Raw genomic sequence first — 13350 nt, forward strand, 5'->3', positions numbered from 1 at the left:
GAGCCCGCAGGCTCAGGGAAAAGTGGGTGCCACACGGGGTGGCGAAGGAAAATCGCGCGTTGGGTCAGGGCAGCGAAGCGATGGGGCGAAAGTGCCCAGGTGGCGCGCGGTGCTCCGTGACGCGCTGGTCGGGGACTTTGCAACCACCCCGCAGGCCAGCGCCGTGACGTGGCGTCGATTGTAGTACGCCCCACCCCATCGCGGGCTCACACGGGTGGGATCTCCCCCGCAACGTGTTGCCAAGCGGCGAGAAAGTCCGCCGGCGGTGTGGCGTGGAAGGACAGCGGCGCCCGCGTCACCGGATGCGCCAACCCCAACTCCACCGCGTGCAAAGCCTGGCGCTGCATGCCCAGCAGCGGTTTGCCGCCGTACACCGCATCGGCCACCAATGGATGGCCATGGTGGGACAAATGCACCCGAATCTGGTGGGTGCGCCCGGTGTGCAGCGCACAGCGCACCGCACTCACCCCCGCCTGCACCGCCACGCGGGTGACATCGGTGCGCGCCGGTTTGCCGCTGGGGTGAACCGCCATGCGCACTCGGGTGTCCGGATCGCGGCCGATGGGCTCGTCGAACGTGGCGGTCGGTGAGGCGAATTCGCCATGCACCAGGGCCAAATAGCGACGGCGGATGGTGCGCTCGGCCATGTCCCTCACCAGCGACGTCACCGCCGCCAGGGTGCGGCCCACCACCATCAGGCCGGAGGTGTCCTTGTCCAACCGGTGGATGATGCCGGCACGCGGCAACTGCGCCGCAGCCGGGTCACGCGCCAGCAAGCCATTGAGCAAAGTGCCGCGCCAGTTGCCAGCCGCCGGATGCACCACCAACCCAGCGGGCTTGTGGATCACCAGCACATGCGCGTCCTCGAACACCACATCCAGTGCCATGGGTTCGGGTTGAAACGCCAGTTGCTCGGGTGGGGGCACCAGATGAACGCGCAGTGTCTGCCCGGCTTTGAGTTTGCGGGACGACGCCACGGCTTGGCCATCCAGCAGCACATGCCCAGCCTCCACCAAGCCTTGCAGGTGCGAGCGCGAATACTGCGGCACGCACTGGGCCAGCCACTTGTCCAGCCGCTGGGCGTGGGCCTGCGAGGGAACGGTGAAGGTGTGGACGTCGGCTTGAACCTCGGCGTCCAGATCGGCGTCGGTCGGGGGCGAAACCCGACCCATATAATCGTTTGACATTCTTTTTTGCGGCCCTGGGGCCCGTCTGCCGGTTCGACGAGGCCGGCTCGTCCACATGATCGAACCGATGCTCTCTGGCGCCGTGCGGCGCACCCTGGCTGTCTGTCTGCTGGCGCTGTTGAGCGCTTGCGGTTCTTTGCCCGACGATGATCTCAAGGGCACAGCCGAAGAATTGTATGCAGATGCCAAAGAACAAATGGCGTCTGGTAACTGGGCAGCGGCCATTCGGCCACTGGAACGCATAGAAAGCCGCGCCGGCGGCAGCCTGCTGGCCCAGCAGGCGCAACTGGACATGGCTTATGCCCAGTGGAAAAACGGAGAAAAAGCCCGTGCGCTGACCATCCTGGATCGCTTCGTGAAGTTCCACCCGTCCAGCGTGGGCTTGGATTACGCGCTGTACCTGCGCGGGGTGATCAACTTCAACGATGACACGGGTTTGTTCAGCAAACTGTCCGGCCAGACCATGGCGGAGCGGGATCAGCAAGCCTCGCGTGAGGCTTACCAGTCCTTCAAGCAGTTGGTGGATCAGTTCCCCGAATCGAAGTACGCCCCAGATGCGCGCCTGCGCATGGACTACATCGTCAACATGCTGGCGGACTACGAGGTCAACGTCGCCCGTTACTACCTGCGGCGCGGCGCACACCAAGCGGCGATCAACCGCGCCACCGAGTGCCTCACGATCTACCCTCAGACCCCTGCCAACGAGGAAGCGCTGTTCATCATGGTGCAAGCCTACGACGAACTCGGCATGGTCGCACTGCGCGACGACACGCAGCGCATCCTGCGCCAAAACTTCCCCGACAGCGAGCACCTGAAAACCGGCGTCAAGCAGCGTCAGAAGCGCTGGTGGCAGGTGTGGTGAGATCGGCTGCGCGGGCGGGGGCCGGGGGCGCCTGCAAGCTGCGCAGCCAACCCAGGGCTTGCTCGCCGTTGTCCAGCGTGCTCATCGGCGGCAGGGCGGCCAACAAACGTCGCCCGTAGCGGGCGGACAGCAACCGCGTATCGCAGATCACCAGCAACCCCTGGTCGGTTTCGGTGCGGATCAATCGCCCGGCACCTTGTTTGAGCGCCACCGCCGCCTCGGCCACAAAGTAAGCCTCGAATGCATTGCGCCCCTGCGCCTTGAGCTGGCGCACACGCGCTTCCACCAGCGGATCGTTCGGCGGCGGAAAAGGCAGCTTGTCGATCATCACGCATTGCAGCGCGTCGCCGGGCACGTCCACGCCTTCCCAAAAGCTTTGGGAGCCCACCAGCACGCTGGGCGTGCTGCGGAAACGCTCCAACAAACTGCCCTTGGCCATGGTGCCTTGCACCAACACCGTCAGTGGCCGGCCCAGCGCCGCGAGTTCCGTCTCCAGCGCCTGCGCCACGATGCGCAGGGCGCGCAGCGTGGTGGTCAGCACAAAGGTGCGTCCGCCCAGGGCCGCCGCGCAGTGGGCAGCGGCCCGCCCGACTTGGGTCGGGTGCTCGGGGGCCTGCGGCGACGGGAAACGTGGCGGCACATACACCCGGGCGTTGCGGGCGTAATCGAAGGGGCTGCCCACGCGCAGCTTGCGCGCCTCCTCCAAGCCGCACGACTCGGAAAACCAGCTCAACCCCTCGTCATCGCCCAGGGTGGCGGAGGTGAACACCCACGCCCGCGCCCCGTTGGCACGCTGTTCGGTGAGGATGGCGCGGATGTCCAGCGGGGACTCCACCAAACGCACTTGATGCGGTGAAATTTCAAGCCAGCGCACTTTGTCCGCCGCCACCGGCATCTGGAAGCGCCCCGCCAGCATGGCCAGCTCGCGGGCGCGTTCGGCCAAGCGCCCCAGATCGGGCGCGGCGCCTGCGTGGGCGGCCAGGGCCTCGGCAGCCAGCAGCAGGCGCTCGGCACAGCGTTCCAGCAGAGGGTCGAGCCGACCGGCGCTGGCCACGTCCTCCCAGGGCTGTTTGAGGGTGGTGCGCACTTCGCGGAAATCGCCCGCCAGTTGCAGGCGCAGCTCGCGGGCGGTGGTGTCGAGGGCGGTGGCGATGTCTTGCCACGGCGCCAGGCCCTTGGCGTGTTGCAGGCCGGCGGACAGCAAATCGTGCGCCAAGTCCAGCAACTGGCCGGAGCCAATGGCCCGGCCCAGGAACTGCACGCCCGCTTCAACCATCTGATGGGCTTCGTCGAACACCGCCACTTCGACGCTGGGCAACAACTCGGCCACACCGCTGTCGCGCAGCGCCAAGTCGGCGAAAAACAGGTGGTGGTTGACGACGACGATGTCCGCCGCCATGGCCTCGCGCCGGGCTTTCATGACGTGGCACGCTTGGTACTCAGGGCACTCGCTGCCCAGGCAGTTTTCCCGCGTGGAGGTGACGAGGCCGAGCACTTCGGAGCGTTCATCCAGGCCGTCGATGTCGCCCATGTCCCCGGTGGAGGTGGCATGGGCCCATTGTTCGATGCGGGCCAGGGTGCGCACGGCGGACGGATCGGGCAACAGCGCGTCGTGCCGAGCTTGTAACATCCGGTGACGACACAAGTAACTGCCCCGCCCCTTGAGCAGCGCGACAACCGCCGGCTGGCCCAGGGCCTCGCGCAAGCGCGGCAGATCGCGAGAAAACAGTTGGTCTTGCAGGTTCTTGGTGGCGGTGCTGACGAGCGCACGGCGGCCAGCCAGCAGCACGGGCACGAGGTAAGCGAAGGTTTTGCCCACGCCGGTGCCAGCTTCGGCCACGAGGGTGGTTTTATCCTCAATGGCTTGGGCGACGGCCTGGGCCAATTGCAACTGAGGTTCGCGTGGGTGGTAGCCGGCTTGGGCGCGGGCCAAAGGGCCGTGGGGCGCGAAGGTCAGCTCGACATGCTGGGCCAAATCAGACATCCGCCACCCATTCATCAAACAAGGGATTGCCGACTTGACGGGGAACTTGTAAGGCCGTTGAGGCCGCAGAGTTTATATTGCAACACATGAGCAACACTTCTTACGCCTTCCGCCTTTCCGCTTCAACAGGTCTGCACAAGGGCGACCGGGACTACCAACAAGATCAGGTGGCGATTCTGGCCCACCCGCGTGTGGTCGGCTGCGTGCTGGGCATCGTGGCGGATGGGATGGGGGGTAAGAGTGGGGGACGCACGGCCTCCAACCAGGTGATGCTGACGGCGCAGCAGACGTTCGAGCGCTTCAGTCCGACGGGAGAGAACCCGGAGGCGATGTTGCGGCGGCTGGTGCTGGAAGCACACTTGATGATCAAGCTGACGGCGATTGCGTCCGAGGAGGAGCCGCACAGCACGATTGCGGCGTATTTGATTTTGCCCAACCGCACAGTGCGTACACGGTGCATGCGGGGGATTCGCGGGTGTATGCGTTCCGGGGAGCGGAGGTGTTGCACCGCACGAAGGATCATTCGTATGTGCAGCATTTGGTGGATCAGGGCAAGATCACCGAGGCGCAGGCGAATGACCATCCGCAATCGAATTTATTGCTGGGATGTTTGGGGACGGCGGATGAGCCCCCAGTGGAGATTCACCACATCGAGAGTTTGGAGGTGGGGGATTCTCTGGTGTGCTGTTCGGATGGGTTGTGGCACTACCTGAGCAACAAGGAAATGGGCACGATCATCAACGCGCTGCCGCCGCGTGAGGCGTGTGAGATGTTGGTGAACAAGGCACGCCAGCGGGCGCAGGGTGGGGGGGATAACCTGTCGCTGGCGTTGGTGAGGGTGGAGGCGTTGAAGCAGTAATTTCAGGCATGCAACACTGGTGCGCGCCGTCAAATGAAACGGCGCACCCGGCCTCAGGTCAGCGAAGTGTCCACCTCACGGTGCTCCAACGCCAAAAACTCCTCCGACTGCATCTCGTTCAAGCGCGACACCGTGCGCGGGAACTCGTGTGCCATCGGCCCTTCGGTGTAAAGCTGCTCGGGCGGCACTGCCGCCGAGATGATGAGTTTGACGCGCCGGTCATACAGCACATCCACCAGCCAGGTGAAGCGCCGTGCCTCCGACGCCAAACGAATCGGCATCTCCGGCACACCCGACAGGATCAGCGTGTGGAAGCTGGACGCAATCTCCAAATAATCGTTCTGTGAACGCGGCCCGCCGCACAGCGCCCAGAAATCGAACCACACCACACCACCCGCCCGGCGCACGGCTTTGATTTCGCGGTGCTCGATGTGCAAGATGGGCGATTCTTCCTTGGCCTCGGCCAGCTCCTTGAAGGCGTGTTCCAGCGCCGCATCCGCCTTCGGGCCCAGCGGCGTGTGGTACAGCTCGACGTGCATCAGCGCCCGGCGGCGGTAATCGTTGCCGGCGTCCACGTTCAGCACCTGCATCTTGTCTTTCAGCAACTCGATGGCCGGCAAGATGCGATCCCGGTGCAAGCCGTTCGGGTACAGCCCATCCGGATGAAAGTTGGACGTGGTGACGATGGACACCCGGTGCGCAAACAGCGATTCGAGCAGCCGGTGCAAGATCATCGCGTCCGTCACATCGGCGACGTGGAACTCATCGAAGCAGATCAGCCGATAGCGCCGCGCAATGCGTTTGCCCAACTCGTGCAGCGGGTTTTGCAGCCCTTTGAGCTCCTGCAACTGGCGATGCACCTCGCGCATGAACTCGTGGAAATGCAGGCGCGTTTTGCGCTTCAAGGGCACGGACTGGAAAAAACAGTCCATCAAAAAACTCTTGCCCCGCCCCACCCCGCCGAACATGTAGACGCCGCGAGGAATGGGCGGCTTCACCAGCATTTTGGTGAGGGCGTTGGAACGCTTGGCCAAGTAGGCCGTCCATTCGTTTTCGCAGCGCTCCAGCGCGTCAATGGCGCGCAGTTGCGCCTCGTCGGCCTTGTAGCCGCGCTCGATCAGGGTGGCTTCGTAGAGCTGGCGAACCGTCATGGTGGGAATCACAAGTGAAACAGCCCGCCGGTTCTGCACACACAAGGCACAGAAACACGCGGGCTGGCAAAACACACAAGCGGGCGCGGCCCGAAGGCAGCGCGCCCGACGCCGCTCATCAGAAGTTGAGCGTGCGCTTGTCCACCGCCAGAGCGGCTTCCTTGGTGGCTTCAGACAGCGACGGGTGCGCGTGGCACACGCGGGCGATGTCTTCGGCCGAGGCCTTGAACTCCATGGCCAGCACGGCTTCGGCGATCAGCTCCGAGGCGAACGGGCCAACGATGTGGACACCCAGGATTTCATCGGTCTTGGCGCAGGCCAGGAACTTGACGAAACCCGTGGTGTCGCCCAGCGCACGGGCGCGACCATTGGCCATGAACGGGAACTGGCCAGCCTTGTAGGCCACGCCTTCGGCCTTGAGCTGCTGCTCGGTGCGACCCACCCAAGCGATTTCCGGCGAGGTGTAAATCACCCACGGAATGGTGGCGAAGTTGACGTGGCCATGTTGGCCGGCGATGCGCTCGGCCACCGCCACGCCTTCCTCTTCCGCCTTGTGCGCCAGCATCGGGCCACGCACCACGTCGCCCACGGCCCAGACGCCCGGCAGGTTGGTTTTGCACTCGTCGTCCACGACGATGGCGCCGCGCTCGTCCAGCTTCAGGCCGACGGCTTCGGGGTTCAGGCCGATGGTGTTGGGCACGCGACCGATCGAGACGATCAGCTTGTCCACCGCCAGCGTCACTTCTTCGCCCTTGGCGTTGGTGTAGGCGATGGCCACGCCGTCGCCGGCAGCGTCCACGCTGGCGATCTTCACGCCGAATTCGAACTTCAAGCCTTGCTTGGTGAAGGCCTTCAGGGCTTCCTTGGCGACACCTTCGTCAGCGGCGGCCAAGAAGCCGGGCATGGCTTCGAGGATGGTGACTTCCGAACCCAGGCGACGCCACACCGAGCCCATTTCCAGGCCGATCACGCCCGAACCGATCACGCCCAGCTTGGCGGGCACGGCACCGATGCGCAGGGCACCATCGTTCGAGAGGATTTTTTCTTCGTCGAACGGCGCACCCGGCAGGGCGCGAGCATTCGAGCCCGTGGCGAGGATGACTTGCTTGGCAACGAGGGTGTCAGCCGCCGCACCCGCGACGTTGATTTCGTAGCCGCCTTCCACCGCCTTGGCGAAGCTGCCACGGCCATGGAAGAACGTCACCTTGTTCTTCTTGAACAGGTACAGGATGCCGTCGTTGTTTTGCTTCACGACGGTGTTCTTGCGACCGACCATCTTGGCCACGTCGATTTGCAGGTTGTCGAGGCTGATGCCGTGATCACCGAAGTGGTGGGCAGCTTGCTCGAAGTGCTCGGACGATTGCAGCAGCGCCTTCGAAGGGATGCAGCCAACGTTGGTGCAGGTGCCGCCGGGTGCGGGGCCGCCCTTGTCGTTCTTCCACTCGTCGATGCAGGCGACCTTGAAACCCAGTTGCGCGGCACGGATGGCGGCGATGTAACCACCGGGGCCGCCGCCGATCACGACGACATCAAATTGCTTGGACATGTGAATTCCTGAAATCTTGCAAAACGTGGCAAAACGCCCCCGAAGGGGCGTTTTATCAACTCATCTCAGCGCGAAAGGCTCAGATGTTGAACAGCAGGCGGGCCGGATCTTCCAGCGCTTCCTTCATGGCCACCAGACCCAGCACGGCTTCGCGGCCATCGATGATGCGGTGGTCATAGGACATGGCCAGGTAGTTGATCGGGCGCACGACGACTTGGCCGTTTTCCACCACAGCGCGATCCTTGGTGGCGTGAACACCCAGGATGGCCGATTGCGGCGGGTTGATGATCGGGGTCGAGAGCATCGAGCCGAAGGTGCCGCCGTTGGAGATGGAGAAGGTGCCGCCGGTCATTTCTTCGATGCCCAGCTTGCCGTCACGGGCCTTGGCGCCGAATTCAGCGATCTTCTTCTCGATGTCGGCGAAGCTCATCTGATCCGCATTGCGCAGGATGGGCACCACCAGGCCACGGGGCGAACCCACGGCGATCCCGATGTCGAAGTAGCCGTGGTAAACGATGTCGTTGCCATCGACCGAGGCGTTCAGGATCGGGAACTTCTTCAGGGCATGCACGGCCGCCTTGACGAAGAAGCTCATGAAGCCCAGCTTGCAGCCGTGTTCCTTCTCGAAGGACTCTTGGAACTTCTTGCGCATGGCCATCACCGGGGCCATGTTCACTTCGTTGAACGTGGTCAGGATGGCGTTTTGCGATTGCGATTGCAGCAGGCGCTCGGCGATGCGGGCGCGCAGGCGGCTCATCGGCACGCGCTGTTCGGTGCGGTCACCCAGGGCGACCGGAGCCGGTGCAGCCACCGGGGCCAGCGGCTTGGCAGCCGGAGCCGGAGCGGCCACGGGCTTGGTGCCAGCGGCCACGGCGGCCAGCACGTCACCCTTGGTCACGCGGCCATCTTTGCCGGAGCCCGCCACGTCGGCGGTGGCCAGACCGTTGTCAGCCAGCAACTTGGCAGCGGCGGGCATGGCCACATCGGCCTTGGAAGCAGCCGGAGCGGCAGCCACCGGGGCAGCGGCAGCCGGTGCCGGGGCAGCAGCCGCCGGAGCGGCGGCGCCAGCGGTGGCTTCGGTGTCGATCTTGGCGATGAGCTGGTCGCTCACCACGGTGCCGCCGTCGCCGACGACGAGTTCAGCCAGCACGCCAGAGGCCGGGGCCGGCACTTCCAGCACGACCTTGTCGGTCTCGATTTCGATCAGGATTTCGTCGGCCGTGACGGCTTCGCCGGCCTTCTTCTTCCATTGCAGCATGGTGGCCTCGGCCACGGATTCGGAGAGCTGCGGAACCTTGACTTCTACGATTGCCATGATGTGCTTGTACGGGTGAGGGGTTGTCGATTACTTGGTGAGCACAGAGCCCTTGAGCTTGGCGAACGCTTGATCCAACAGCGACTTTTGTTGCTCTTGGTGCAAGTGTGCGTAACCCACGGCTGGCGAAGCCGAAGCCGGACGACCGGCGTAACCCAGCTTCTGGCCTTCGAGCATGTTCTCGCGGATGTAGTGCTGAACGAAGAACCACGAACCTTGGTTCTGCGGCTCGTCTTGGCACCACACGATGTCGGTCGCGTTCGGGTACTTCTTCAGCTCGTGGGCAAAAGCCTTGTGCGGGAAGGGATAGAGCTGTTCAACGCGCAGGATGGCCACGTCGTTGGACTTCTTCTCTTCGCGCTTCTTCACCAGGTCGTAGTACACCTTGCCCGAGCAAGCGATCACGCGCTTGACCTTGGCAGCGTCCAGTTCGGCCTTCTGCTCGGGGATCACGGTGCGGAATTCACCCTTGGTGAACTCGATCAGCGGCGAGGTGGCGTCCTTGTTGCGCAGCAGCGACTTGGGCGTGAAGATCACCAGCGGCTTGCGGAACTGGCGCACCATTTGGCGACGCAGCACGTGGAAGATCTGGCTGGCCGTGGTCGGCTGCACGATCTGCATGTTGGTGTCAGCGGCCAACTGCATGAAGCGCTCCAGGCGGGCCGAGCTGTGCTCTGGGCCTTGGCCTTCGTAGCCGTGCGGCAGCATCAGGGTCAAACCGTTGGCGCGGCCCCACTTCACTTCACCCGAAGCGATGAACTGGTCGATCACGACTTGGGCGCCGTTGGCGAAGTCACCGAACTGAGCTTCCCAGATGGTCAGCGTGTTCGGTTCGGCAGCAGCGTAGCCGTACTCGAAGCCCAACACGGCTTCTTCCGACAGGATCGAGTCGATCACCACGAACGGCGCTTGGTTGTCAGCGACGTGTTGCAGCGGGATGTAGGTGCCTTCGTCCCACTTTTCGCGCTTTTGATCGTGGATCACGGCGTGACGGTGGGTGAAGGTGCCGCGACCGCAGTCTTCACCGGACAGGCGCACCGGGTAGCCCGCTGCCACCAGCGAGGCAAAGGCCATGTGTTCGCCCATGCCCCAATCGACGTTGATGTCGCCCCGGCCCATGGCGGCGCGATCTTCGTACACCTTCTTCACCAACTGGTGAGGATTGACGCTGGCAGGGATGGTCGTCAGGCGCTCGGCGATGCGCTTCCACTCGGTCAGCGGGATGGCGGTGTCGGCAGCGTCCGTCCACTTCTTGCCCAGGAAGGGCGCCCAATCCACCGCATACTTGTGCTTGAAGTTCGACAGCACCGGATCCACGGTGTGGCGGCCTTCGTTCATGGCGGCGCGATAGGCCTTGACCATGTCGTCGCCCAACGTGGCACCCAAGCCCTGCGCGGCCAGCTTGTCAGCGTACAGCTTGCGCGTGCCGGGGTGAGCGGCGATCTTCTTGTACATCAGCGGCTGGGTCAGCGCCGGGGTGTCTTGCTCGTTGTGGCCCAGCTTGCGGAAGCAGATGATGTCCACCACCACGTCCTTGCGGAACGTCAGGCGGAATTCCAGCGCCAAGCGGGTGGCCAGCACCACGGCTTCCGGATCGTCGCCATTGACGTGCAGCACGGGCGACTCGACCATCTTGACGATGTCGGTGCAGTACAGCGTGGAACGCAGGTCACGCGGGTCGGAGGTCGTGAAACCGATCTGGTTGTTGATGATCAGGTGAACCGTGCCGCCCGTGGAGTAACCCCGGGTTTCCGACAGCATCAGGGTTTCTTGGTTCACGCCTTGGCCGCCGAAGGCCGAATCACCGTGAACCAGCACCGGCAGCACTTGGGCGCCGAGCTTGTCACCGCGACGATCCATCCGTGCGCGCACCGAACCTTCCACCACCGGGTTGACGATTTCCAAGTGCGAGGGGTTGAAGGCCAGCGACAGGTGAACCGGGCCGCCCGGGGTGGCCACGTCAGAGCTGAAACCTTGGTGGTACTTCACGTCACCGGCGGGCAGGTCTTCCGGGGCGGTGTGATCGAACTCAGCGAACAAGTCCTTGGGCATCTTGCCCAGGGTGTTCACCAGCACGTTCAGGCGGCCACGGTGGGCCATGCCGATCACGATTTCTTGCACGCCCTTTTCGCCGGCGCTGCGCACCAGCTCGTCCATGGCGGCGATGAAGCTCTCACCACCTTCCAACGAGAAGCGCTTTTGGCCCACGTACTTGGTGTGCAGGAAGCGCTCCAGACCTTCAGCAGCGGTCAGGCGATCCAGCACATGCTTTTTCTGCTCGGCGTTCAGGCTCGGCTTGGAACGGATGGTTTCCAGCTTCTCTTGCCACCAGCGCTTTTGCGTCTGGTCGGTGATGTGCATGAACTCGGCGCCGATCGTGCTGCAATACGTCTCGCGCAGTGCTTGCAGGATCTGGCGCAGCGACATGTCCGCCTTGCCGAAATAGGTGTTCGAGGCGCTGAAGGTGATGTCCATGTCGGACTCCTTCAGGCCATAGAAGCTGGGCTCCAGCTCAGGAATCTTGGCGCGTTCTTGGCGCTTGAGCGGATCCAGATCGGCCCAACGGGCGCCCACATTGCGGTAAGCCGCGATCAGGGACTGGACATGCACTTGCTTGCGAGCCACTTCCAAATCAGCCGAGCTGGCACGCGAGGCCAGGGCATTGGATTTGGCACGTTCCGCAAAGGACTCGATCACCGGGGCGTGGGCCACATCGCGGTTGTCGGTACCGTCAACGGCGGGGACATTCTGGAGCGCGTCGAAGTAAGCGCGCCAGTTCTCAGGCACAGAGGCGGGGTTGTCGAGGTAGGCCTCGTACATCTCTTCGACATACGGGGCATTGCCGCCGAACAAATAAGAGTTCGACGTGTACTGCTGCATCATCTTTCGCTCACCTTTTGCTTCGGTTTCCGAAGCTCCGATGGGTTAAGTAACCTTCCGCGGCCCGGCTCGACCGGTTGGCGGATTGCGCGATCCGCCTTGCTGCTTTTGTCTCACAACCAGCAAGGGGACACAGAAGGGGCTCAATCGTCACGAGCGGCGACTGTAACACCGCTGTGACTTGGTTGTTGTAATTCAGTATTACGCACCCCGTCACTGTTCAGTTTCCTGACAAATCAGCATTGACGCAGGGCTTTGGGGAAATCGCCACATCGGGATGATCCCCAAATGAAAACGGCCCTGCTTTGAGGCAGGGCCGTTGATCAAGTGATCAACCGATCAGCGCACCACGGCGATTTGCTCGCGGTTGCCACCCTTGTAGGTGTAGAGGGTCAGGGCGCCGTTCTTGATGTCACCCTTCTCGTCGAAGGTGATGGTGCCGGTCACGCCTTGGTAGCCGGTGGTCTTGGCCAGCACGGGCAGGTACTTGGCCGGATCGGCCGAACCGGCCTTGACCATCGCAGCGGCCAGCACGTTCACAGCGTCATAGACGTACGGGGCGTAGATTTGCACTTCCACGTTGAACTTCTTCTTGAAGTCGGCCTTGAATTTCTCCATGCCTTCCTTCTGCTTGCCTTCGACGCCACCGGCCTCAGCGCAGACGACTTGGCTGTCTTCCATGGCGCCACCGGCCAGCTTGGGCAGCTCACCCGTGCAGATGCCATCGCCGCCCATGAACTTGGCCTTGATGCCCAGTTGCTTGGCTTGGCGGATCAGCGGGCCCGCCACGGCGTCCATGCCGCCGTAGAAGATCACGTCCGGCTTGGCGCCCTTGATGGAGGTCAGGATGGCGGTGAAGTCCGTGGCCTTGTCGTTGGTGAATTCGCGCTTGACGATTTTGCCGCCCAAGCCCTTCACGCCTTTTTCGAACTCGTCGGCCACGCCTTGGCCGTAGGCGGTGCGGTCATCGATCACCGCGATCGTTTTGCCCTTCAGGGTGCCCACAGCGTACTTGCCCAGGGTGCCGCCCAGGTGGACGTCATCGGCGACGACGCGGAAGGTGGTCTTCAGGCCCTGGCGGGTGAACATCGGGTTGGTGGCCGAGGGCGAAACTTGCGGAATGCCGGCGCTGGCGTAGATCTTCGAAGCCGGGATCGAGGTGCCCGAGTTCAGATGGCCCACCACGCCGTTGACCTTCGAGTCCACCAGCTTTTGTGCAGCGGCGGTGCCTTGCTTCGGATCGGCCCCATCGTCTTCGGCCAGCAGCTCGAACTTGACGGCCTTGCCACCGATCTTCACGCCCTTCGCGTTGAGTTCATCGACGGCCATGCGAGCGCCGAACTCGTTGTCCTTGCCCAGGTGGGCGATGCCACCGCTGGTCGGTGCCACGTGACCGATCTTGACCACCATCTCTTGGGCGTGCAGAGAGCCCGCTAGCAGAGCGGCGGTGGCGGCGACGATCACATTGAATTTGACTTGCATAGGTTCGAACCTCCAGTGTGGGAGTTGAGCAAACACGGCAGCCGACGGCACCACCCCACCCGATCGGGGTGAGCGCCGCCGGCC

10 protein-coding genes are annotated in these 13350 nt (G+C 63.5%); 2 read left to right on the plus strand and 8 right to left on the minus strand.

Annotated elements, in window-relative coordinates:
• Positions 1-206: 206 nt before the first annotated feature.
• The gene (locus tag VITFI_RS13620) at positions 207-1187 is read right to left on the minus strand and encodes an RluA family pseudouridine synthase (protein ID WP_198301484.1); all 981 of its coding nucleotides are present in this window, start codon (positions 1185-1187) and stop codon (positions 207-209) included.
• Positions 1188-1242: 55 nt separating this feature from the next.
• On the opposite strand from VITFI_RS13620, the gene VITFI_RS13625 reads away from it, so the two are divergent.
• Entirely contained in the window at positions 1243-2049 is an 807-nt protein-coding gene (locus VITFI_RS13625) for an outer membrane protein assembly factor BamD (RefSeq protein ID WP_198301485.1), read from the plus strand.
• Here the strand turns inward: VITFI_RS13625 and VITFI_RS13630 are convergent.
• Together VITFI_RS13630 and VITFI_RS18245 are read right to left on the minus strand one after the other, a co-directional pair.
• Positions 2012-4033 (minus strand): ATP-dependent DNA helicase, encoded by a 2022-nt coding sequence (locus VITFI_RS13630; RefSeq protein WP_089417430.1) that lies wholly within the window; start codon positions 4031-4033, stop codon positions 2012-2014. The genes VITFI_RS13625 and VITFI_RS13630 overlap by 38 nt on opposite strands.
• 163 nt (positions 4034-4196) lie before the next feature.
• On the minus strand, positions 4197-4493 hold the full coding sequence (locus VITFI_RS18245) for a hypothetical protein (RefSeq protein WP_198301486.1): 297 nt from the start codon (positions 4491-4493) through the stop codon (positions 4197-4199).
• A gap of 39 nt (positions 4494-4532) precedes the next feature.
• On the opposite strand from VITFI_RS18245, the gene VITFI_RS18250 reads away from it, so the two are divergent.
• Entirely contained in the window at positions 4533-4892 is a 360-nt protein-coding gene (locus VITFI_RS18250; protein WP_198301487.1) for a PP2C family protein-serine/threonine phosphatase, read from the plus strand.
• A gap of 53 nt (positions 4893-4945) precedes the next feature.
• On the opposite strand, the gene zapE is transcribed toward VITFI_RS18250, so the two are convergent.
• The 5 genes from zapE to VITFI_RS13660 all read right to left on the minus strand — a co-directional run bounded on the left by zapE (position 4946) and on the right by VITFI_RS13660 (position 13266).
• A complete protein-coding gene (gene zapE / locus VITFI_RS13640; protein ID WP_089417431.1) occupies positions 4946-6043 on the minus strand; it encodes a cell division protein ZapE in 1098 nt (365 codons plus the stop codon).
• 118 nt (positions 6044-6161) lie between these two features.
• Positions 6162-7589 carry a dihydrolipoyl dehydrogenase gene (gene lpdA / locus VITFI_RS13645; protein ID WP_089417432.1) on the minus strand — a complete coding sequence of 476 codons (1428 nt, stop codon included), beginning with the start codon at positions 7587-7589 and terminating at the stop codon, positions 6162-6164.
• A gap of 79 nt (positions 7590-7668) precedes the next feature.
• Entirely contained in the window at positions 7669-8904 is a 1236-nt protein-coding gene (gene odhB, locus VITFI_RS13650; protein ID WP_089417433.1) for a 2-oxoglutarate dehydrogenase complex dihydrolipoyllysine-residue succinyltransferase, read from the minus strand.
• 30 nt (positions 8905-8934) lie between these two features.
• Positions 8935-11787, minus strand: a complete 2853-nt coding sequence (locus VITFI_RS13655) for a 2-oxoglutarate dehydrogenase E1 component (RefSeq protein ID WP_089417434.1) — start codon at positions 11785-11787, stop codon at positions 8935-8937.
• Between the two features lie 336 nt (positions 11788-12123).
• Positions 12124-13266 (minus strand): branched-chain amino acid ABC transporter substrate-binding protein, encoded by a 1143-nt coding sequence (locus VITFI_RS13660; protein ID WP_089417435.1) that lies wholly within the window; start codon positions 13264-13266, stop codon positions 12124-12126.
• Positions 13267-13350 lie beyond the last annotated feature (84 nt).

Source organism: Vitreoscilla filiformis, assembly GCF_002222655.1.
Classification (GTDB): Bacteria; Pseudomonadota; Gammaproteobacteria; order Burkholderiales; family Burkholderiaceae_C; genus Ideonella; species Ideonella filiformis.